The 22,733-nt window shown below is 43.6% G+C and carries 23 protein-coding genes; 7 read left to right on the forward strand and 16 right to left on the reverse strand.

What is annotated here, in order from left to right:
* Nucleotides 1-45: 45 nt before the first annotated feature.
* Nucleotides 46-894, reverse strand: coding sequence for a cation diffusion facilitator family transporter (locus tag OMP94_RS03150; RefSeq protein WP_266275919.1), 849 nt, complete (start codon nucleotides 892-894; stop codon nucleotides 46-48).
* 122 nt (nucleotides 895-1,016) lie between these two features.
* Here OMP94_RS03150 and OMP94_RS03155 point away from each other — a divergent pair, with 122 nt between their 5' ends.
* Both OMP94_RS03155 and OMP94_RS03160 read left to right on the forward strand, forming a co-directional pair.
* A complete protein-coding gene (locus tag OMP94_RS03155) occupies nucleotides 1,017-2,651 on the forward strand; it encodes an alpha-D-glucose phosphate-specific phosphoglucomutase (protein WP_266275924.1) in 1,635 nt (544 codons plus the stop codon).
* 6 nt (nucleotides 2,652-2,657) lie between these two features.
* Nucleotides 2,658-3,239 carry a Maf family protein gene (locus OMP94_RS03160; protein ID WP_266275926.1) on the forward strand — a complete coding sequence of 194 codons (582 nt, stop codon included), beginning with the start codon at nucleotides 2,658-2,660 and terminating at the stop codon, nucleotides 3,237-3,239.
* Between the two features lie 3 nt (nucleotides 3,240-3,242).
* Here the strand turns inward: OMP94_RS03160 and OMP94_RS03165 are convergent, their stop codons facing one another.
* Nucleotides 3,243-3,647: a hypothetical protein gene (locus tag OMP94_RS03165; protein ID WP_266275928.1), complete on the reverse strand. Its 405-nt coding sequence runs from the start codon at nucleotides 3,645-3,647 to the stop codon at nucleotides 3,243-3,245.
* A 136-nt stretch (nucleotides 3,648-3,783) separates the two neighbouring features.
* On the opposite strand from OMP94_RS03165, the gene OMP94_RS03170 reads away from it, so the two are divergent.
* Together OMP94_RS03170 and murU are read left to right on the forward strand one after the other, a co-directional pair.
* Entirely contained in the window at nucleotides 3,784-4,773 is a 990-nt protein-coding gene (locus OMP94_RS03170; RefSeq protein WP_266275930.1) for an aminoglycoside phosphotransferase family protein, read from the forward strand.
* Nucleotides 4,770-5,441, forward strand: a complete 672-nt coding sequence (murU, locus tag OMP94_RS03175) for an N-acetylmuramate alpha-1-phosphate uridylyltransferase MurU (protein ID WP_266275932.1) — start codon at nucleotides 4,770-4,772, stop codon at nucleotides 5,439-5,441. The genes OMP94_RS03170 and murU overlap by 4 nt, the downstream gene beginning before the upstream one ends.
* Here murU and argF read toward each other — a convergent pair.
* The 10 genes from argF to OMP94_RS03225 form a co-directional block, all read right to left on the reverse strand.
* Entirely contained in the window at nucleotides 5,438-6,334 is an 897-nt protein-coding gene (gene argF / locus OMP94_RS03180) for an ornithine carbamoyltransferase (protein WP_266275933.1), read from the reverse strand. The two genes, murU and argF, sit on opposite strands and share 4 nt — an antisense overlap.
* Nucleotides 6,335-6,336: 2 nt before the next feature.
* Nucleotides 6,337-7,536 carry an aspartate aminotransferase family protein gene (locus OMP94_RS03185; RefSeq protein ID WP_266275935.1) on the reverse strand — a complete coding sequence of 400 codons (1,200 nt, stop codon included), beginning with the start codon at nucleotides 7,534-7,536 and terminating at the stop codon, nucleotides 6,337-6,339.
* A 136-nt stretch (nucleotides 7,537-7,672) separates the two neighbouring features.
* Entirely contained in the window at nucleotides 7,673-8,254 is a 582-nt protein-coding gene (gene sodB, locus OMP94_RS03190) for a superoxide dismutase [Fe] (RefSeq protein WP_266275937.1), read from the reverse strand.
* Between the two features lie 70 nt (nucleotides 8,255-8,324).
* Nucleotides 8,325-8,807, reverse strand: coding sequence for a ribosomal protein S18-alanine N-acetyltransferase (gene rimI, locus OMP94_RS03195; RefSeq protein ID WP_266275939.1), 483 nt, complete (start codon nucleotides 8,805-8,807; stop codon nucleotides 8,325-8,327).
* Nucleotides 8,808-8,811: 4 nt separating this feature from the next.
* The gene (locus OMP94_RS03200) at nucleotides 8,812-9,246 is read right to left on the reverse strand and encodes a DNA polymerase III subunit psi (RefSeq protein WP_266275941.1); all 435 of its coding nucleotides are present in this window, start codon (nucleotides 9,244-9,246) and stop codon (nucleotides 8,812-8,814) included.
* A gap of 6 nt (nucleotides 9,247-9,252) precedes the next feature.
* On the reverse strand, nucleotides 9,253-10,785 hold the full coding sequence (locus OMP94_RS03205) for a 2-isopropylmalate synthase (protein ID WP_266275943.1): 1,533 nt from the start codon (nucleotides 10,783-10,785) through the stop codon (nucleotides 9,253-9,255).
* Nucleotides 10,786-10,858: 73 nt separating this feature from the next.
* Entirely contained in the window at nucleotides 10,859-11,602 is a 744-nt protein-coding gene (pssA, locus tag OMP94_RS03210) for a CDP-diacylglycerol--serine O-phosphatidyltransferase (RefSeq protein WP_266275945.1), read from the reverse strand.
* 116 nt (nucleotides 11,603-11,718) lie between these two features.
* Nucleotides 11,719-12,732 carry a ketol-acid reductoisomerase gene (ilvC, locus tag OMP94_RS03215; RefSeq protein ID WP_266276442.1) on the reverse strand — a complete coding sequence of 338 codons (1,014 nt, stop codon included), beginning with the start codon at nucleotides 12,730-12,732 and terminating at the stop codon, nucleotides 11,719-11,721.
* Nucleotides 12,733-12,769: 37 nt separating this feature from the next.
* Nucleotides 12,770-13,264 carry an acetolactate synthase small subunit gene (ilvN, locus tag OMP94_RS03220; RefSeq protein WP_266275947.1) on the reverse strand — a complete coding sequence of 165 codons (495 nt, stop codon included), beginning with the start codon at nucleotides 13,262-13,264 and terminating at the stop codon, nucleotides 12,770-12,772.
* Nucleotides 13,264-15,006, reverse strand: a complete 1,743-nt coding sequence (locus OMP94_RS03225) for an acetolactate synthase 3 large subunit (RefSeq protein WP_266275949.1) — start codon at nucleotides 15,004-15,006, stop codon at nucleotides 13,264-13,266. Before OMP94_RS03225 ends, ilvN begins: the two co-directional genes overlap by 1 nt.
* 170 nt (nucleotides 15,007-15,176) lie before the next feature.
* On the opposite strand from OMP94_RS03225, the gene pyrC reads away from it, so the two are divergent.
* From pyrC to OMP94_RS03240, 3 genes are read left to right on the forward strand one after another with little or no spacing between them, the layout of a single operon-like run.
* Nucleotides 15,177-16,229 (forward strand): dihydroorotase, encoded by a 1,053-nt coding sequence (gene pyrC, locus OMP94_RS03230; protein ID WP_266275951.1) that lies wholly within the window; start codon nucleotides 15,177-15,179, stop codon nucleotides 16,227-16,229.
* 51 nt (nucleotides 16,230-16,280) lie between these two features.
* A complete protein-coding gene (locus OMP94_RS03235) occupies nucleotides 16,281-16,958 on the forward strand; it encodes a type 1 glutamine amidotransferase domain-containing protein (protein WP_266275953.1) in 678 nt (225 codons plus the stop codon).
* Between the two features lie 27 nt (nucleotides 16,959-16,985).
* Entirely contained in the window at nucleotides 16,986-17,264 is a 279-nt protein-coding gene (locus tag OMP94_RS03240; protein ID WP_266275955.1) for a peptidylprolyl isomerase, read from the forward strand.
* A 55-nt stretch (nucleotides 17,265-17,319) separates the two neighbouring features.
* Here the strand turns inward: OMP94_RS03240 and dinG are convergent, their stop codons facing one another.
* The 4 genes from dinG to hda are packed head-to-tail and all read right to left on the reverse strand — an operon-like array spanning nucleotide 17,320 to nucleotide 22,727.
* The gene (gene dinG, locus OMP94_RS03245) at nucleotides 17,320-19,398 is read right to left on the reverse strand and encodes an ATP-dependent DNA helicase DinG (RefSeq protein ID WP_266275957.1); all 2,079 of its coding nucleotides are present in this window, start codon (nucleotides 19,396-19,398) and stop codon (nucleotides 17,320-17,322) included.
* Nucleotides 19,395-21,122 (reverse strand): single-stranded-DNA-specific exonuclease RecJ, encoded by a 1,728-nt coding sequence (gene recJ, locus OMP94_RS03250; RefSeq protein WP_266275959.1) that lies wholly within the window; start codon nucleotides 21,120-21,122, stop codon nucleotides 19,395-19,397. Before recJ ends, dinG begins: the two co-directional genes overlap by 4 nt.
* Nucleotides 21,119-22,039 carry a hypothetical protein gene (locus OMP94_RS03255; RefSeq protein ID WP_266275961.1) on the reverse strand — a complete coding sequence of 307 codons (921 nt, stop codon included), beginning with the start codon at nucleotides 22,037-22,039 and terminating at the stop codon, nucleotides 21,119-21,121. The genes recJ and OMP94_RS03255 overlap by 4 nt, the downstream gene beginning before the upstream one ends.
* On the reverse strand, nucleotides 22,029-22,727 hold the full coding sequence (hda, locus tag OMP94_RS03260; protein ID WP_266275963.1) for a DnaA regulatory inactivator Hda: 699 nt from the start codon (nucleotides 22,725-22,727) through the stop codon (nucleotides 22,029-22,031). The genes OMP94_RS03255 and hda overlap by 11 nt, the downstream gene beginning before the upstream one ends.
* Between the last annotated feature and the right edge of the window lie 6 nt (nucleotides 22,728-22,733).

A 22,733-nucleotide genomic window follows, 5' to 3' on the forward strand; every position in this document is an offset into this window, starting at 1 on the left:
TTTTGCCGCTTACTGTGACGTTTTGATGACAATCAATACGAATAATTATGCGTTTTCAGCATGCGGATAAATCATGACTTCCGTATTTTCTAGATGCCCCAAAAGATCTGACTCAATTGCAGTACAAACATCACTCACCTGAGCCAGTGGCAGATCACCTTTCATGACTATATGCATTTGGATAAAAACCTGTACCCCTGCTCTTCGTGTCCTCAAGTCATGTACACCGATAACAAACGGATGCTTCATCACCAATGTTTTGATTTCATCACGTGTGGCTGATGAAAGCTCTTTATCCATGAGTAAATCAATGGCTTCTCTGAGTATCTCCCATGCACTGTGCAAGATATACATCGAAATCACCATAGCCATGATGGCATCAAAGTATTGCCATCCCATTGCCGTCAAGCTAATAGCGACAATGACACCAATATTCAATAAAAAATCAGTCCGATAATGCAGGGCATCAGCGCTGATGGCTGTTGAGCCAGTTTTTTTAACAACATAGCGTTGAAAGAGTAATAACAAGCCGGTCACAACAATACTTAACAACATTACCCATATACTTGCCTCAATGGCATCAGATATGGGGTGTGGATGAAATAAACGTTGCACCGAACTGTAAAACAAGAAAATAGCAGAGAGACCAACAATACAAGCTTGGCAAAACCCCGCTAGTGCTTCGGCCTTACCATGACCAAAACGATGTTCAGTATCAGCTGGCTGTAATGCATGATAAACAGCGAACAAGGTAATAACCGACGCTAACAAGTCCATACTAGAGTCAGTTAATGTCGCCAACATACTGACCGACTCGGAATACCACCATGAAAGTGCTTTTGCAGTGATCAAAATCACAGCCGTTAGCACCGAAGCATAGGTGGCAAGCCGCATTAAGCTTGCTGAACTGTATTGAGTGGTTGCCATGTTGTCAGTATAGTGCTGATTAAAAGATATGCATCCAGCATAACCAAAAATGACGCATTATGTGCAGCTAACTTTGCCACAGGAATACCATGAATATACGCACCGTTAAGAGCTCAGCATTTACTGATCAACGTCCCGGTACATCTGGTCTGAGAAAAAAAGTGACTACCTTTCAAACACCGCACTATTTAGAAAACTTTGTGCAGTCGATGCTTGAGTCGGTTGGAGATGTTAAAGGTAAAACATTAGTTGTTGGTGGAGATGGTCGTTTCTATAACGAAACAGCTATTCAAATCATCGTCAAAATGGCAGCCGCCAATGGCGTTGGCAAATTGATAATTGGTCAAAATGGTCTGTTATCAACACCTGCTGCATCATGTGTGATTCGAAAAACCCAAAGCTTTGGTGGCATTATCTTGTCAGCCAGTCATAATCCTGCAGGTGAAAATGGCGACTTTGGTATTAAATTTAATGTTGCAAATGGTGGCCCTGCCCCAGAAAAAATCACTGAGGCTATTTTCCAGCGAAGCCAATCTATTAGTGAGTATTACATTCTTGATGCAGACGATATTGATTTAACGAATATTGGCCAGCAACAAATTGCAGATTTGAAAATCGACATTGTTGATCCCGTTGCGGATTACGCGGATTTGATGGCTGAGATTTTCGACTTCCCTGCCATTCGCGCCTTAATTTGTAATGGCCGCTTCCAAATGCGTTTTGATGCCATGCATGCCATTACAGGGCCTTACGCTAAAGAAATCTTGGAAAAACGACTTGGTGCTTCTTTAGGTGCGGTTATGAATGGCGAGCCCAAACCAGATTTTGCGGGAGGGCATCCTGATCCAAACCTGACTTATGCTGAAGAGTTGGTTGAAGTTATGTACGCAGATGACGCACCTGACTTTGGTGCTGCATCAGATGGTGATGGTGACCGTAATATGATCTTGGGCAAACAGTTCTTTGTAACCCCGTCTGACAGCCTTGCCATTATTGCTGCGAATGCCAGCCTGATTCCAGGTTATCAAAAAGGTTTAGCGGGTATCGCACGCTCAATGCCAACCAGCCAAGCCCCAGATCGTGTTGCTGAGAAGCTCAATATTCCATTTTTTGAAACGCCAACCGGCTGGAAATTTTTCGGTAATTTATTGGATGCGGGTAAAGCCACTTTATGTGGTGAAGAAAGCTTCGGCACTGGCTCTGATCATATTCGTGAAAAAGATGGTTTATGGGCAGTGTTATGTTGGTTAAATATCCTCGCTGCAAGACAACAATCGGTCGCCGATATTGTTGAGCAACATTGGAAAAAATACGGCCGTAACTACTATACCCGCCATGATTATGAAGCCGTTCCATCAGAAAAAGCGGGCCAAATTATTCAACAATTGACTGATAAGTTACATAAGTTGCCTGGCAAGATTTTTGGTAATCGCACTGTGAGTTACGCGGATAACTTTAGTTACCGAGATCCTGTTGATAATAGCCTGTCTGAAAAACAAGGCCTACGTATTGGCTTTGATGATGGTGCCCGCATCATTTTTCGCTTATCTGGCACCGGCACTGAAGGCGCCACCTTACGTGTCTACATTGAAAACTTTGAAGATGCCGAGGACAAACTTGGTCAAGATACCCAAGTCGCTTTAAAAGATCTGATTCAACTTGCTGATGAGCTTGCACAAATCAAAGTCTTAACTGGCCGCGCTCAACCTACTGTTATTACCTGAGGGATTATGCAACCGATTATTTTAGGCTCGAGCTCACCTTATCGAAGTGAGCTGTTAGCCAAGCTACAACTGCCATTCACTACTTCATCGCCAGATATTGATGAATCTCCATTAGTTGGCGAATCACCGGCTCAGCTGGTTTTAAGATTGGCAGAAAGCAAAGCAAGAAAAGTAGCCGAAACCAACCTATCAGCATTAGTTATTGGTTCCGATCAAGTCGCCCTTTTGGATAACACCGTGTTAGGTAAACCTGGCAGTGTTGAACGTGCAGTTGAGCAGTTAAAAGCCGCCAGTGGTAAAACCGTGACGTTTTTAACCGGACTTGCACTTTACAATGCTGCTACGCAACAAATGCAGTCTTTGGTAGAGCCGTTTGAAGTGCAATTCAGACAACTGTCAGAAGCACAAATACGACGTTATATCGAATTAGAGCAGCCATTAAATTGTGCTGGCAGTTTTAAATCGGAAGGTTTGGGCATCAGTTTGTTTAATGAATTGAGAGGCAGCGACCCTAATACATTGATCGGCCTACCTCTCATCAAGCTGACGGATATGTTGGCTACGCAAGGCGTAGAAGTTTTGGGTTAATCCCTACTCAGCGGCTGGTTCAGCATTACTTGCTGCCGCAGCTTGGGCAGCTAAGTTGTTCATTGTTCTTGCCATTAATTGGCGTGCAGCACGTGAACGCAGGCTTTTTTTCATACCTTGGGTTAAGTTTTCATCTACTTCGTTTTCAGCGAGTAGTGCTTCTAATTCATCAAGATGTGTTTCACATGAAGACATTATCTCATCGGCATTTTGTTGTGCATCTTGACCATTTTGGCTAGCGCGTAGGCGGCTTTCCATCATGCACTTGTTATAGCCTGTAATGTGCGCAGACATTTGTTGCTGAGCTTCTGCTGGCATATCGCCAGGGATTTTATTTGCCTCTGCTTGGGCAAATATTGGCAGACTCATTAAAACGGTAAGGCTTGCAGTAATAACAACTTTTTTCATGATTCTCTCTCAATTATGACTGGTTCATTAAGACAGTATTTATTATCAAAATTATCCCCGGACTCGACGATACTATACACTTTGGCCTTTATTGTCTGCCGGTCAAAAACTGGTCACGTAGTAATTTAAGGTAATTATGTCGGTTTCAGAAGATAAACGTTATTCACTGCTGCACAACTGGTTAGAAACACAATTTTCTGGTCAACCTTTTACGTTAACCACTGCATCTAGTGATGCCAGTTTTCGACGCTATTTTCGTGTCAGCAGTGATAACAAAACATGGATTGTTATGGATGCACCGCCTGAGCACGAAGATGTTGAACCGTTTATTCGCATCGCGACATTACTTGATGATAACCAACTACCTGTTCCTAAAATTTACCAACAAGATTTAGCTAATGGTTTTTTGCTTTTGAGTGATCTTGGTAGCACGCCCTACCTTTCTGTGCTCAATACGAAAACTGCCGAAATGCTTTATCAAAAAGCGATTGATTGTGTTATCCAAATGCAATTAATCGATAAACCTAACGATTTACCTGATTACGATAACGCCTTGTTAAAACGTGAGTTAACGTTATTTGATGAATGGTTTTTAGATCGTCACCTGAGCTTAACAAAACCAACGTTTGTAGATGACTTGTACCAATTTCTAATCGAAGAAGCGTTAGCTCAACCACAAGCTTTTGTCCACCGTGATTATCATTCGCGTAACCTCATGCTTCAGGCTGATGAAACGCCTGGAATTATTGATTTCCAAGATGCTGTTTGGGGCGCCGTAACTTACGATTTGGTTTCTTTACTTCGCGATGTATATATCCAATGGCCAACAGATTTCGTGAAAAGTTTACTTGTTTACTATTACGAGCAAGCCATTGAACATGGCATTTTAGACAAATCGACAAGCTTTGAAACACTACAACGTTGGTTTGATTTAATTGGCCTTCAACGTCATTTAAAAATACTTGGTATCTTTTGTCGTTTAAATTATAGAGACAACAAACCAAATTATATTAATGACTTACCACTTACTCTTAATTATGTTTTTGAGGTATGTGAACGCTACCCAGAGCTCAGTGAATTACTAAGCCATCTCCAACAACCAGCAATCAAAGATAGAATTTTATGAAGGCTATGATTCTCGCTGCTGGTCGTGGTGAAAGACTACGACCACTGACAGACAAGACGCCAAAACCACTTTTAAAAGCAGGTGGCAAACCATTAATTGTTCACTTAATTGAGCGACTGGTTGCGGCAGGTTTTGATGACATTGTCATTAACTATGCTCACCTTGGCGAGCAGTTTCCAGAACAGCTTTCAGATGGTGCACAGTGGGGAGCTAACATCAGCTACTCACCAGAGTTAGACGGCGGACTCGAAACAGCCGGCGGCATTATTCGCGCCCTACCGCTTCTTGGTAATGAGCCTTTTTTAGTGATTAATGGTGATATTTGGACAGATTTTGATTTTGCTTCACTACGTAATAAATTAGCTGACAAAGCGCTGTGTCATTTGGTTCTAGTGCCAAACCCACCACAACATCCTAATGGTGATTTTCATCTAACTGATGACAACCAAGTCGAACCTGTTGGCGACAATCAATATACGTTCAGTGGGATTGGTTTATATCGGCCAGCGTTATTTGCGGGCTACGATGATTCAAAAAGACCTTTAAAGCCTTTACTGCTTGAAGCGATGGCTCAGTCCCGAGCATCGGGAGAGTTACATAATGGTGAATGGTCTGATATTGGCACTGCCGAGCGCTTAAAAGCGCTCGACGACCAGTTAAAACTTTAAGCGCAAAGAAACTCTAATAACGCTTTTTGAGCATGTAAGCGGTTTTCAGCTTCTTGCCAAACAACGCTTTGCTCACCATCAATCACTTCAGCAGTCACTTCTTCACCGCGATGAGCTGGTAAGCAGTGCATAAAGAGTGCATCGCTTGCCGCTAAAGCCATTAACTCACTATTCACTTGGAATGCAGCAAAAGCTTGCTCGCGTTTACGTTGTTCTTCCTCTTGGCCCATACTTGCCCAAACATCAGTTACTACTAAGTCAACATCTTTAACGGCTTCGGCAGGATCGTTAAATAGCCGAATTGTAGCGTCCACTGAGTCGACAACTGATGCTTTTGGTTCATAACCAACAGGCGTTGCAATATTCAGGGTAAAGCCAAATTGTTGCGCCGCGTTAATGTATGAATGGCACATATTATTACCATCACCAATCCAAGCAACCGTTTTACCTTTAATATCACCACGCAGTTCAAAATACGTTTGCATATCAGCTAATAACTGACATGGATGAAAATCATCAGTTAAGGCATTGATAACAGGTACAGATGAATATTTTGCAAAGGTATCAATCTTGGCATGTTGAAAAGTACGGATCATAACCGCATCAACCATGCTTGAAATGACGCGAGCAGAGTCCTCGACTGGCTCGCCGCGACCTAGTTGCGTATCGTCTGGTGATAAAAAGATAGAACCACCACCAAACTGAATCATTGCTGACTCAAAAGAAACACGCGTACGAGTAGATGACTTTTCAAAAATCATCGCCAATACTTTGTTTTTCAGTGGCTCATAAATTTCACCACGATGCTGCATCTGTTTTAGTTCGATTGCCCGGTAGATCAGGGTATTTAATTCTTCAGGGCTTAAATCCCGTAGGGTTAAAAAATGTCTCATTTTCAGGCAACACTCTCAACTGCATGTTCAGCCAGAAATGCTTTCACTAAGCTACTGACTTTATTAACTATTAACTCAGCCTCTTCATCATTAATGATCATTGGCGGTAATAAACGAATAACTTTCTCTGCCGTCACATTAATTAATAAATGCTCGGCTAACGCGGCTTTTATTAATGGCCCACAAGGCTGGTTTAACTCAATACCAAACATAAACCCCGCTTGGCGAATCGTTTTAACACCTGGCAATTTGCCTAATTGTTCTTGGAAACCGGCCAGCATTTTGGGAGCAAGCTTGTTAACGTTATCTAATAACTTTTCAGACTCGATGGTTTCTAAAACCGTTAATGCCACTCTTGATGCGAGTGGGTTACCACCAAAAGTAGACCCGTGATTACCAGCTTCTAAAATGCCAAGTGCAGGACCTGCAGCCAAACACGCACCGATTGGCACACCGTTACCTAAGCCTTTTGCTAAGGTCATGACGTCAGGTATGACATTTTCACTATGTTGGAATGCAAACCACTTACCAGTCCGGCCAATACCTGTCTGAACTTCATCTAGCATCATCAACAATTTACGTTGCGTACATAACGCTCTAACTTGTGACAAATATTCTGGCTCAGGGACTTTGATACCACCTTCACCTTGAATTGGCTCAAGCAAAACGGCAACAGCTTCTGGCCAATGGCTAATTGCCATTCTCAATGCATCAATATCGTTAAATGGGACACGAACAAATCCCGGCACTAATGGCTCAAAGCCTGCTTGAACTTTGACATTACCCGTAGCGGTTAACGTTGCCATGGTCCGGCCATGGAAACTACCATCCATCACAATGATAACGGGCTTATCGATGCCTTTACTGTGGCCATATTTACGTGCCAACTTAATCGCTGCTTCATTGGCTTCAGCACCCGAGTTACCAAAGAAAACCTGATCCATGCCCGATAAACTAACTAATTTGTCAGCCAGTTTTTGCTGCATTTCGATGTGATAAACGTTGGAGGTATGCACCAAAGTTTTAGCTTGATCAGTAATCGCCTCTGTAACTTTAGGGTGACAATGCCCTAAATTACACACAGCAATACCACTAAGCGCGTCCAAATAACGCTCACCTTGGTTATCAATCAGCCAGGCACCTTGTCCCTGCTTAAACGTTACATCTAAACGACCATAAGTCGGCATGACGCTATTTGTCATGGCTTGTACTCCCTGCCTGCCGGCATTGCATCACGATATTTTTTAACCACTAACAAACGAAAAATGGCAGCTTCGCGAGAAACTGCCATATCCGGTAACACTTGTTTTATTAACGGCGCATCATTGCGCCTGTTATTTATGCCGCGAAGTTAGCGGCAACAAAGTCCCAATTAACCAGTGCCCAGAATGATTCCAAATATTTTGGACGGGCATTACGGTAATCGATGTAATAAGCATGTTCCCAAACGTCACATGTTAATAGTGGTGTTTGACCAGCTGTTAGTGGGCAACCAGCGTTGCTTGTGTTAACAATTTCTAAACTGCCATCTGCATTTTTGACTAACCACGTCCAACCTGAACCAAAGTTAGTTGCTGCAGATTTTGTGAATTGTTCTTTGAACTCTGCAAAAGAACCAAATTTACTGTTAATTGCATCAGCCAATGCACCGTCAACAGCATCTTTGCCGTTAGGTGTCATGCTGTTCCAGTAGAACGTGTGGTTCCAGATTTGTGCAGCGTTGTTAAAGATGCCACCACTAGATTTAGTGATGATATCTTCTAATGTTTTACCTTCAAACTCTGTGCCAGGAACAAGGTTGTTCAGGTTAGTCACATAGGTTTGATGATGTTTGCCATAGTGAAATTCAATGGTTTCGGCGGAAATATGTGGTTCCAGCGCATCGTTAGCGTATGGAAGTGGTGGCAATTCAAAAGCCATGTTAAATCTCCTCGATTAAGTCCGAAAGTAAACGTTCAAGTCTAAGGCAGGCGCGGTGTTATGGCAAGTTTTAAGCGGGAATGTTTCCGCTTGAAAAAAAATTTTCGTCATCGTTAAAAAGCATCATTCCCATTAGAACAGCATCTTCCCGCCCCTGCACTGCTGGATAATAACCGCGTCTTATGGACATTTCGTTAAACCCCATAGATAAATACAATGCCTGAGCGCGGCGATTACTACTTCTAACCTCTAACACCATTAAGTTAGATTGTTGCGAAACTGCTTTATCAATCAAACCATTAAGCAACCTTCTACCAATCCCCTGCCCTTGCCGATCAGGTCGAACGCAGATATTTAATAGATGTGCTTCATCCAAAACCTTTTGCACTAATGCAAAAGCAATTATTTGTTCGTTATCCCTAAAAACCCATGCTTGATGGCCTGCCTCCAAACTATCTTGAAAGTTCTTGAGGCTCCATGGGAATTGGTTCGATGCAGTTTCAATTTTATGGACAGCTGGCAAGTCCACTTTGCGCATTACTTCTAGCTGCATTTTGTTAAACAGCCAACTCTTTCAGACGACACAGTGCTTGCCAAACTTGCGACTTCTGTTCGGGATTCGCTAATAGAGCTGATAACGCTGGCAACTCTAGACTGACGTCCTGTAAAACATGGCTTTGTACTACTGAGCTATCACCAAAAAACCATAGCTGTTTCGGCACTATTACCTCACCAGCACTAACGTTAATATCTGCCATGCTTACTTCACGAATCGCTAATGCCATATTTCGTAAGACATTCATGATATTTCGCATCAATTGCTGCTCAACAGGCGATAAAGTGGATGGGCTACAAAGCCAAATTTCTGAAGACGTTGTTACACTTACGTTTTCAGCTAGTTCATTAATTTCGACAGCTTCAACCGTGCGCTCACGCCAAACAGGTATACCCATTTCAGCTAACGCCCAATGTTGTTGTTTTGACAACTGCATCCAGTATTAAACCTGCGGGTGCGCCCGCTCAGTACCTAATAAAATCTTATTTAAGGCATTGATATAAGCTTTGGCTGAAGCGATAACAATATCAGTGTCCGCGCCTTGACCACTGACGATTCGACCACCTTTTTCAAGTCTGACACTTACTTCGCCTTGCGAGTCAGTACCACTAGTGATGTTATTCACAGAATACAGTTGTAACTCAGTACGGCTTTGCACAATTGACTCAACGGCTTTAAATACCGCATCAACTGGACCACCACCAGACATTTGCGTTTGCAATTCCTTACCGTCCAATTCCAACGTTACGGTGGCAGTCGGTGTCTCGCCTGTTTCACTGCATACTTTAAGTGCAATTAAACGGATACGCTCATTGTCTTCAGCAAGCGTATCACTCACTAAGGCCTGAATATCTTCATCAAATACTTCGTGCTTTTTATCGGCAAGCTCTTTAAATCGAGTGAAAGCAACGTTTAATTCTGCTTCTGATTCTAATTCAATACCCAGCTCTTGAAGGCGTGAACGAAAAGCATTACGACCAGAGTGTTTACCAAGAACCATGCGGTTAGTATTCCAGCCAACATCTTCGGCACGCATGATTTCATAGGTTTCACGGTTCTTTAACACACCATCTTGGTGAATACCTGACTCGTGGGCAAATGCATTGGCGCCAACAATGGCTTTGTTGGGTTGAACCACAAAGCCCGTTACGCCAGACACTAATCTAGATGCAGATAAGATCTGTGTTGTATCAATACGTGTATCGCATTGGAAAACGTCTTGGCGCGTACGAACAGCCATGACGACTTCTTCTAAAGACGCATTACCAGCACGCTCACCTAAACCATTGATCGTACATTCTACTTGGCGTGCACCATTCATAACCGCAGATAGTGAGTTTGCAACAGCAAGCCCTAAGTCATTGTGACAGTGCACAGAAAAAATGGCCTTATCACTGTTTGGAATACGTTCACGAAGGTTTTTGATCAAATCACCAAATTGGTTTGGCAAGTTGTAACCAACCGTATCAGGTATGTTTAGCGTTCGTGCACCTGCATCAATAACAGCCTCTAAAACACGACACAGAAAATCTAAATCACTGCGACCTGCATCTTCTGGAGAGAACTCAACATCATCGGTATATTGACGAGCGCGTTTGACCGCTTTAACTGCATTTTCAACCACTTGGTCAGGCGTCATACGAAGCTTCATCTTCATATGGATTGGTGAAGTTGCAATAAAGGTATGAATACGCGAGGCATTTGCCCCTTTTAATGCTTCACCAGCACGATCAATATCAGCATCTAATGCACGTGCCAAACCGCAAACACGACTGTCTTTAACGGTATTCGCAACGGCTTGAACCGCTTCAAAGTCACCAACACTGGCGATAGGAAAACCTGCCTCGATAATATCGACACGCATACGCTCAAGCGACTTAGCAATACGGACCTTTTCATCCTTGGTCATTGAGGCGCCAGGGCTTTGCTCACCATCACGCAAAGTGGTATCAAAAATAATCAGTTGTTCGCTCATGTTCTTCTCCGCCACGCAAATGCATCCATTCTGTGACTAAAAATTGTTTTTATTAGTTGTTATTTTAACGTAGCTATTTGCTCTGTGCCCGCTCATTACGGTGTTTACGCAGTTGAATAAGTGTCAGAAGTGGGCCTGACAAAACATAAATCATAAATGCCGAAAACAATACAATAGGTGGGTCGATAGCGATTAAAGCGAATAGTAATACCAGCCCTAAAATCACCATAAATGGGACTTTGCCGCGTAAATCCAGTTCTTTAAAGCTGTGATAACGCACAGTGCTTACCATTAAAATTGCTGTTGTAAACGTCAGTGGTACGGCAACAGTGGTCAATAAACTCATATCCAAAGTGTATTTGTGGCCCAACCATACCCAACCGGCAATGGCCGCTGCGGCAGCAGGACTGGGTAAACCTTGGAAATAACGTTTATCGGCAATACCAACTTGTGTGTTAAACCGCGCTAGTCTTAATGCACCGCACGCTGCATAAATGAAGGCAATCATCCAGCCGAATTTACCCATATCGGATAAAGCCCACTGAAACATAACCAAGGCAGGTGCCAGTCCAAATGCCACCATATCCGTCAAACTATCGTATTCAGCGCCGAAAGCACTTTGGGTATTAGTTAAACGAGCAATACGACCATCAAGACCATCCATGATCATGGCAACAAAAATCGCAACTGAGGCAGTCGCAAAATCGCCACGAATGGCAGCGACAATGGCATAAAAACCAGCAAATAACCCTGCCGTTGTAAATAAATTAGGCAACAAGTAAATACCGCGATTTTGTTGTTGGTCAGCGTTAGCCATGAAAACTCCCAAAGTTAACTGAGGATGTGTCTACGTATTATGACAGTGGCAACCCGTAGATACAAAAAAGGCCGGTGGCTTACGCGACCGGCCTTATTTGATGACTTAAACGTTAATTAGTTTTTGCTCTTATCAACGATTTTTTGAATCCAAGGCATCATTTCACGCAATTGAGCACCAGTTTGTTCAATTGGGTGCTCAGCGTTAATGCGACGCATTGCAGTCATTTCTGGATATCCAGACTGACCTTCCTGGATAAATTGTTTAGCGTATTTACCTTCCTGAATATTTTTCAGGGCTTCACGCATTGCCCAACGGCTTTCGTCGTTGATAACACGTGGACCAGTAACATACTCACCATACTCTGCATTGTTAGAGATTGAGTAGTTCATGTTGGCGATACCGCCTTCATACATCAGGTCAACAATCAGTTTTAATTCATGCAGACATTCGAAGTAAGCCATTTCTGGTGCATAACCTGCTTCAACCAGTGTTTCGAAACCTGCTTTAACCAGTTCAACCGCACCACCACACAGAACTGCTTGTTCACCAAACAGGTCAGTTTCAGTTTCGTCGCGGAAAGTTGTTTCGATGATACCAGTACGACCACCACCAACAGCTGAAGCGTAAGACAATGCGATAGCTTTGGCTTTGCCAGATGCATCTTGTTCGATAGCGATCAAATCAGGAATACCACCACCTTTAACGAATTCACTACGTACTGTGTGACCTGGTGCTTTAGGTGCGATCATGATGACATCAAGATCTTTACGTGGAACAACTTGGTTGTAAACAATCGCAAAACCGTGAGCAAATGCCAAAACAGCACCGTCTTTCAGGTTTGGTTCGATTTCATTTTTGTAAAGTTGCGACTGGAATTCATCAGGCGTCAGAACCATAACTAAGTCAGCAGCTTTAACTGCTTCACTAACGTTGTCAGAAACGTTCAGACCAGCGCCTTGTGCTTTAGCAATAGATGATGAACCTGGACGCAGTGCAACAGTGACATCGACACCAGAATCTTTCAGGTTACATGCGTGGGCATGACCTTGTGAGCCGTAGCCGATGATCAACACTTTCATGCCACGGATAATCGACAGATCACAGTCTTTATCGTAATAAATATTCAAGCTCATTTTTGGTTCCTTAGTTTAAATTTTGCGTCGCTTACGCGTGCAAGCTTCTGTCACCACGTGAAATACCAGAAACGCCACTACGGACAGTTTCCAGAATTTTGTGCTCTGACAAAGCTTCGATAAATGAATCAAGTTTGCTGCCTGCACCTGTTAATTCAATAGTGTAAGCAGTTGATGTGACATCAATAATTCGGCCGCGGAAAATATCACTTAAACGTTTGACATCTTCACGCTGATCCATCGTGGCCGCTTTGACCTTGATCAACATCATTTCCCGTTCGATATGTGGCCCTTCACTGAGTTCCATCAATTTCACCACATCAACCAGCTTGTTCAGCTGCTTGGTAATTTGCTCAATAATACGATCAGTACCCGTGGTCACAATCGTCATTCTTGAAAGAGAAGCATCTTCTGTTGGCGCGACTGTCAACGACTCGATGTTATAGCCACGAGCTGAAAACAAACCGGCTACACGTGATAAAGCACCGGCTTCATTTTCAATCAAAATCGAAATGATATGGCGCATTATGACAACTCCCGCTCTGGATCTTGTGGTGGCTCACAATGTGGAGACATATGCATCTCATTGTGCGCTTTACCTTGGGCAATCATTGGATAAACATTTTCCGTTTGATCGGTCACGATATCGAGGAAAACCAAACGGTCTTTCAACGCAAAGGCTTCTTCAAGTTTTGAACGCAGATCTTCAACGCGCTCAATGCGAATACCAACGTGACCATATGACTCAGTTAATTTAACGAAGTCAGGTAATGATTCCATGTAAGAATGCGAGTAACGGTTTTCGTAGAAGAATTCCTGCCACTGACGAACCATACCCAAGTAACGATTATTTAAGGCAACAATTTTAACTGGTAGGCCATATTGCAAACAGGTAGATAACTCCTGAATACACATTTGGATACTACCTTCACCAGTTACACAGATAACGGTTTCTTTGGGAAACGCTAACTGAACGCCCATCGCAGCCGGCAAACCAAAGCCCATCGTGCCCAAACCACCAGAGTTAATCCAGCGATTAGGTTTGCTGAAACCATAGTACTGCGCAGCCCACATTTGGTGCTGACCAACGTCTGAAGTTACATAAGCATCACCTTTGGTGATCTCATGAACCATTTCGATAACAGCCTGTGGCTTAATTTTGCTGCTATTACGATCGTAGCTCATGCATTTCTTGCTACGCCAATCGTTAATGAGCGCCCACCAAGCATCAATAGCATCTTTTTCTGGCTCGACTTTGCTGAGTTCTAACAGATGATTCATATCATCTAAAACATCAGCTACACCACCAACAATCGGAACATCTACCGTGATCGTTTTTGAAATTGACGATGGGTCAATATCAATATGAATAATTTTAGCGTCTGGGCAAAACTCAGCGATCTTGCCGGTTACACGATCATCAAAACGTGCACCGATGGCAATCAAAACATCGCACTCATGCATTGCCATATTGGCTTCATAAGTACCATGCATACCCAACATACCAAGGAACTGTTCGTCGTCCCAAGGAATTGAGCCCAAGCCCATCAGCGTGCTGGTGACTGGATAACCCAGCTTTTTAACAAATGCACGCAGTTGTTCTGCCGCATTCCCCAATACAACACCACCACCGGTGTAAATCATTGGTTTTTTAGCAGACAGCAATAGATCTACCGCACGTTTAATCTGACCCGGATGACCTTTGGTTGTTGGCTGGTAAGAACGCAGCGAAACACTTTCAGGATAAACGTAAGGGATCTTGATGTTTGGATCAGTAATATCTTTAGGTACGTCAACGACAACAGGCCCTGGACGGCCAGTCGTTGCAACATAAAAAGCCTTTTTAACTGTCGCAGCCAAATCGTTAATGTCTTTAACTAAAAAGTTATGTTTAACGCATGGACGGGTAATACCGACAGAATCGACCTCTTGGAATGCATCACTACCGATGTTTGCTGTTGCAACCTGACCGGTAATAACAACCATAGGAATAGAATCCATATAGGCTGTTGCAATACCAGTAACGGCATTTGTTGCGCCAGGACCTGACGTAACAAGCACGACACCTGGTTTACCTGTCGCGCGCGCATAGCCATCAGCAGCATGCGTTGCAGCTTGTTCATGACGCACGAGGATGTGCTTGACCGCATCCTGATTGTACAGCGCATCGTAAATATGCAGCACTGCACCACCCGGATAGCCAAACAAAAACTCAACGCCCTCGTCTTTTAGACAATGGACTAGAATCTCGGCACCGCTTAATTCCACGTCTTCCTCTCTCGAACCGCCGTCGCGATCAGCTTCAAAATATCAAACGGGTAAAGTTACTTTGTCTAGTGTTTAAGGTCAAGAAAAACTGGCTCTAAAAGCAGTCATGCCGCCATTAACCGATTAATTCTCTACTATGTAAACTCAACGCTATGGCATAATGCTGAGCCATGAAATCAACACCACAAAAAACACTCACACTTACTCGCCCTGACGATTGGCATTTACATTTGCGCGACGATGCGGCACTAAATCGCACCGTAAACGATACCGCGCGCCAATTTGCTAGAGCGATCGTAATGCCAAATTTACGCCCTCCGGTCACTACCACGCAAATGGCGTCTGAATACCGTCAGCGTATACTCTCTGCACTTGACGTTGCGGCTGATTTTGAGCCGTTAATGACACTCTACTTAACTGACAACACCCCTGCTTCAGAAATTGAATCTGCGGTAAATAGTGGTTTTGTAAAAGCCGTTAAATTATATCCAGCAGGTGCGACAACCAACTCCGATGCTGGCGTAACTGATTTAAAACATTGCGCTGCAACATTAGAAATGATGCAAAAGCTTGGTCTGCCGTTACTGATTCATGGTGAAGTCACAGACCACGATATCGACATCTTTGATCGTGAAAAACGTTTTATTGATGACAAACTCATCCCACTACGACGTGATTTCCCCGAGCTCAAGATTGTCTTTGAACACATAACCACTGCAGATGCCGCGGAATATGTAGCTGAAGCGGATGAATATCTTGCTGCGACCATTACCCCACATCATCTGCTTTATAACCGTAATGACATACTGGTCGGTGGTATCAGACCGCACTATTTTTGCTTACCAATTTTAAAGCGTAATGTTCATCAACAAGCTTTGAACAAAGCGGCGACCAGTGGCAGTACAAAATTTTTCTTAGGAACTGATAGTGCACCCCATGCGCAAAATGCCAAAGAAAATGCCTGTGGTTGTGCCGGTATATACAGTGCACACGCTGCCATTGAACTTTATGCAGAAGCTTTTGAAGCGGCTAACGCCTTAGATAAATTAGAAGCCTTTGCAAGCTTCCATGGCCCTGATTTTTACGGTTTACCTCGTAATCAAAGTCAAATCACTTTGCACAAACAACCGTGGAAAGTGCCAGATTCATTGGCGTTCGGTGATACACAGTTAATTCCGCTTCGGGCTGGCGAATTAATTAGCTGGAAGCTTGCTGACTTGTAATTAATTTAAGCATCCCCACCTTCCCTAAAACAATAATGTTTTGGAGGGTTTATGAAAATCTTGATGGTATTAACTTCCCACGACAAGTTGGGAGATACCGGTGAGAAAACCGGTTTTTGGCTGGAAGAACTGGCAGCGCCTTATTATGTTTTAAAAGATGCTGGTGTTGATATCACGCTGGCCTCACCGAAAGGTGGCTTACCACCGCTTGATCCGAAAAGTGACTTACCTGACTTTCAGACAGAAGACACGAAACGATTTGTTGATGATGCGATTGCACAACAACAATTAGCCAACACGGTATCTTTAGCGAGTATTGATGCTAGCGCTTTTGATGCGGTGTTCTATCCCGGTGGTCATGGTCCATTATGGGATTTAACAAACGACAAACATTCGATAGAGCTAATTGAGTCACTTATCGCAGCAAATAAACCTGTTGCCAGTGTTTGCCATGCACCAGCGGTTTTATTGAAAGTGAAAAATACTAATGGCCAATCACTAATTCAAAACAAGAACATCACGGCTTTTTCTAATAGTGAAGAAGATGCCGTGGGTTTAACAAACGTGGTGCCGTTTTTATTGGAAGATGAAATTAAACAAAGTGGCGCGGTGTATCACAAAGGTGAAGACTGGGCATCATTTGTCCAAGTTGATGGACTCATTATTACCGGCCAAAACCCTGCTTCCTCAGCAGAAACAGCTAAAGCTTTACTTCAACTGCTGTCTTAAGAACAGCTTATAACTATAGGAATTAAAATGACAAAAGCAACAGCACGACACATCTTGGTAGAAAGCGAACAGATCTGCAAAGAACTGAAACGTGAAATCGAAGAAGGTGCAGATTTCGCTGACGTTGCAAGAGAACATTCTTCTTGCCCATCTTCAGCTCAAGGTGGTGATCTGGGTGAATTCGGTCCAGGCATGATGGTGCCAGAATTCGACAAAGTCGTTTTCTCTGCGCCAGTTAATACTGTCCAAGGTCCAGTCAAAACTCAATTTGGTTACCACTTGTTAGAAGTGACAAGCCGTAGCTAAGAAATGGTTAAACCATTAACAAAAAGCCCGCTTTAAGCGGGCTTTTTTATGTCCTTTATTCAGTGACCAGCTGATAATCGGGTAAATTCTCTAACAGTTTTCGACCGTAGCCCTTAGTCAGTAAGCGTCTATCCAATATCGTGATATGACCAGAATCGGTCTCCTTACGCAGCAAACGACCGCATGCCTGAATTAACTTCACGCTCACTGCAGGCAAAGATAAAGCCGTAAACGGTTGGCCACCTTTAGCAATGATCCATTCTTGTCTGGCCTGCTCAATAGGTCGGGTAAAGACAGGAAACGGTAACCTTGTAATCACCACATGCGTACACAAAGATCCTGGCAAATCGACACCTTCAGCAAAACGGTCCATGCCAAACAAAACACTACCCTTACCTGCTTCAATACGTCGACCATGTTTTTCGATCATCTGCTTTGGTGATAAACCATCACCTTGCATCAAGGTAATACCCGTCAATTGTCTTGGTAAACGCTGATAAACAAACTGCATGACCTCTCTTGAGGTAAATAAAACAAGCGTTGCTTCATCAGGATCAATAATGTCAGCCAACTTTTCTGCTAATTCCTTTTGCCAAGCGAGTGGCGCTTGATTGGGTAAATACCGCATTTCCGGAATGTGGAGTTTTGCCTGTTTCTGGTAAGCAAAAGGTGATGGCACAGCCAAAAAGTGACTTGCATCAAAAGCTTGCAGTCCACAATCAATACGAAAACGTTGAAAGCGTCCTAAACCACGCAAAGTTGCAGAAGTAATCACCACCCCATAGGCCCGTTGCCACAGGCTTTTCGCCAGAAAGCTGGCAGCAGTCATTGGTCCTGCGTGAATCAAAACTTGCATTTGTTTTTCATTTTTTTGTAGTGCCAGCCAACGCACATTGGGTGGTTTATCCTCGGTGTCTTCTGTTAAGAATAAATTTAGAAAGTCGATTAAATAACCAAAGATATTTTGTACCGTACCGACTTGCGGTAATAACGCTTCGCCCAGACGGTTAGGGATTTGCACTTTCTCAATCCCCTCACGCAGCCATTTACCCAATAAGGTGTAGTGTTTGTATATCGTATTGGCCTGCTGCACTAGAGCCACCATCGGCACTGTCAACGCTGCAAATAACTCACCATTAGGAAAAATCCGTGGTTCAGAGACTTCACCTGCACTCATCGCACCGACAATATCGGCAGACTGTAAAAGCGTTTCCGTTTGCTGCAAAACACTGTAACAAGCCGGTAAATCTCGACGCAGATCTTTGAACATATAGCCAAAATCTTGCTGCCGAAAAGCCAAAGCTGAGGGTAATTTTTTCAGCGCTTTGTCAGCAGTTTCAATTGTTTGATAAAGCTGCAAAAAATCTAGCACTTTTGCCGCATGATCTAGCGCTTTTCGCGGTAAGTTATGTGCTTCATCAAGAACCAGAATGGTTTCTTCAGGGTTGGGTAGAACTAATCCCCCGCCCAAATCGGCGTCACTTAATAATACATCGTGGTTAACCACCGCGACTTGCGCATTGGTTAACTCACGCCGTAATTGATAATAAGGACACGGTTGATAATAACGACAGCTCTTACCCACACAGCCTTCAGAGTCTGTAGAAATCTCTGACCACAACCCAGGATTGATAGGCTGATCACAGCTATCACGATCACCATTCCAAAGTTGTTGCTGCCAGTCATCCCATAAACTTTGACCTTGCGCCTGCCATATTGCTTGCTGGTATTTATCATCAATATCTAGGCTCAAATCCCCTTGCTGCGGGCTATTTACCAACTGATCTAACCGGCTTGGGCATAAATAACGGCGGCGCCCTTTAATTTGTACAAACTTTACAGACTCCGGCATGGCTCGAGAGAACTGCGGTAAATCTTTAAAGATCAACTGTTGTTGTAAGTTCACCGTGGCAGTACTGATAACCAACAACTTTTTTTGTTTGAGCGCCGTATCGATGGCACCACTCAAATACGCGAGCGTTTTACCAACACCAGTAGGCGCCTCAACGACAGCCATTCGCTTGCCAGCAGGTCGCTGTAAGCTCTCATCAATAAAACTGGCCATTTGTTGCTGTTGTGGACGAACATTAAAATTCGGGATCTGTTCGCTTAGTTGTTGATAAACGGTACTCATGAATCAACTGGCCACACAGTATCTACTAACAACTGCAAACTTTGCTGCTGACGAAACTCATTGATATCTAGGCGATAAAGCAACATCACTTTTTGGTTGATTGTCATCCAAAATGGCGCAGTTTGTTTAAATGCCATGGCGGTTACAACACGACCATCAACTAGGCGAATGGTCATTTTTAAATGATCTTGTTGTTGTCCAACATGACGAAAATCAATAAGCTCAAACTCACCATGAAATTGCGGCTCTGCAAAAAGCTGCCCCCATGGAGCCAAAACAGGCAGACGTGCAGCCAAATCAAGATTCATATCCGTAATTGCTAATGCACCATCACTAAACCGTTTTTGGGTAAAGGTATCTTCATCCACAAAGCGCTCAATGGAATGGTGTAAAGCCTTTTGAAAGTCATCAAAGTTCGCTTTATCAATGGTTAAGCCAGCCGCCATAGCATGGCCACCAAATTTATTAATCAGTCCTGGCACCTGACTATCAACATGGGCTAATACATCACGAATATGAATACCGCTAATCGAACGTGCAGAGCCTTTTAACTCGCCGGGCTCACCCTCTGCAAAAACAATTACAGGTCGGTGTAGTCGCTCTTTGATACGCGATGCTAATAAGCCAATCACACCTTGATGCCAGTCGGCTTGATATAAAGTAATAATTGGCAACTGCTCAGCGTCTGGCAATGCAATGTGATCCAACATTTTAAGCGCCTGTTGCTGCATTTCTTGCTCAACATCACGTCGTTGCAGGTTGATATCGTCTAACAATCGGGCACTTTGTTCGGCAAAAAAACGATCATCGGTCAGAAGAACTTCAATGCCCTGCCCCATGTCTTCCATCCGACCAGCCGCATTTAACCTAGGCCCGATTGCAAACCCCAAATCTTGAGCAGACAGTCGTTGCCTATCTTTACCTGAAATCGTTAACAATGCCTGAATACCTGCGCATGCTTTTCCTTGCCGCATTCTGGCTAAACCACGCATCACCAAACTTCGATTTAACTTATCCAATGGCACCACATCCGCAACGGTTCCTAGTGCTACTAGATCAAGTAACTCAATCAAACGTGGTGGTGTTAACTGCCGCGCAGAAAACCAGCCCTGTTGATGGAGAAAGTTGCGCAAACCTAACAACAGGTAAAACGCCACACCAACACCCGCTAATGCTTTTGAAGGAAAAGCGTCGCCCTGTTGATTTGGATTAAGGATCGCGTCAGCATCAGGTAAATCTTCACCAGGTAAATGATGATCGGTAATTAGCACGTGCATACCGCGCTGCTTGGCAGCATGCACACCGTCAATACTGGCAATACCATTATCTACTGTGATCAATAAGTTTGGTGTATTTTCGCTGGATAATTCATCCAAAAGTACCGGGGTGAGCCCATAACCATGAATAAAACGATTCGGCACTAAAAACGATAATTTAGTTAGGCCAAACTGCTTTAATCCTCGCATTAAGACTGCTGTACTGGTCGCACCATCAGCATCAAAATCACCAACGATGAGGACTGACCAATCAGATTCAATGGCTTTTTGTAATAAAGCACAAGCGGCCGGCATACCTTTCAGTAAATCAGGCGATGGCAATTCTGCTAAATCAAACTGTAAATCACTCTCGCTGTAGACGCCTCTTGCTGCAAATACACGACGTATCACTTCAGGCCAGTCATCAGGCAGTTTTTGCCAGCCATCACTATTTCTGACTTCAATCATAACCAGCTTCGCCAACGACTTAATTGAAACTGCCCGAGTCTTGGCACCTTAATACTGAGACTTTTCAGGCGGAAACGTCTTAATTGTTGCCATAGCGGCGAAAATATATCTGCTTCCAGTTTGCTTAATTGCGTATGCCAGTCAGCATCAATATCAAAGGCCGGAAGTACGATTAGGTTTTGCCCTTGTGATACTGCTGAAGCTGTCTCAGCTATGGATGACTGCCATGACGTTTGCGTTTGTTTGGTCAGCACAGATAACAGCGGATGTTCACCGCTTACCAAAGCCCAATGACTTTCCAGTGCCAATGGTTTAGCCCCAGAAAACCACACAGCGTTGATAGGTAATAGTCCATTCGCTTCACGGGCTTGATTCACCGGATGTTCAAACAAGGTCATTTGAATTTCATTCATTAACCGGCGCCAGTCACCTTGATTATCACCAACCGGTAATTTGTCATTGATGGATTGCCCTTCGAGTTGCTCAATTGCAAACCATTCAAGGTTTGGCAATTTTGGTAACTGTAATCCCCAATGCTTAGTGGTGCTCGTCAGCCATTGCCCTTGAAATGTTTCGACTAGAGGCAGTATCGCAGCCTGTAATTGTGTTGCTTCATCTATCGTCACATCAATATCTTGATGAAACAAACGTAAGCAATCACGATCTGGGTGCAAATAACAAAGATCGGCACAGAGCGCGATTTGATCTGAAAAGCGTAATTTAGCGAGCGGTGAGTCTTGTTGCTCCGGTTGACCGAAGCATTCAAGCATTAAACTGGTTTCGTCTTTGGTGTTTGCCAAAAAACGACTTTTTCCGAGTAACTTGGTTAATGAAGCTGGCCAAATACCCCGATTGATTTGCTGTAAAACACTTGAAGCGCCCGGCCAAATAACGATGACCATGGCATCAGTTGCCATGCTGCATCACCTCTTTAACAAACGGGATAGTCAAACGACGCTGTGCTTGCAGAGAAGCATGATCAAGCATTTGAAGGACATTAATTAAAGACGGCATATCACGGCCATAATGCCGTAATAGATATTGTGCCACCTCTTCAGACAAAATGAGACCACGACTCTGCGCCTGTAAAATCAGTGCTTGTTGTTTTAAGTCATCATCCATCATTGCTAATTGGAAAACTAACCCCGTCGCCAAGCGCGAACGCAAATCAGCAAGCGTAATGGTAGATTGAGCCGGTGGGTTTTCCGCCATGATTAACAGCCGCTTTTGCTGCAACCTCAGTTCATTAAAGGCATGAAACAATGCTTCTTGCCAAGCAATGTCACCTGCAATCGCTTCGACATCATCACAACAGATAACATCAGCATGCATGAGCGACATCAATACACTTGGTTCAGCCGTATCACGAAGCTCACTAAAGTTGAGGTAAGCCACGCTCGTTTGCTGCTGGATTGTTTCGGCAATTGCTAAACAAAGATGTGTTTTACCTGAACCTGACACACCACAAATATAAAGAAAGCCGTGCCCTTCCCCTTGGCAAAACTCATCTACGGCTTCGCGTAATGTCTCATCACTAAACAGAAAGTTATCTAAGCGATAAATTTCTTGTGGCGAAATACGTAATGTCAGTTGTTTATGGGCCATGCTTGC

This window comes from Methylophaga sp. OBS3 (genome assembly GCF_026319325.1).
Taxonomy (GTDB): Bacteria; Pseudomonadota; Gammaproteobacteria; order Nitrosococcales; family Methylophagaceae; genus Methylophaga.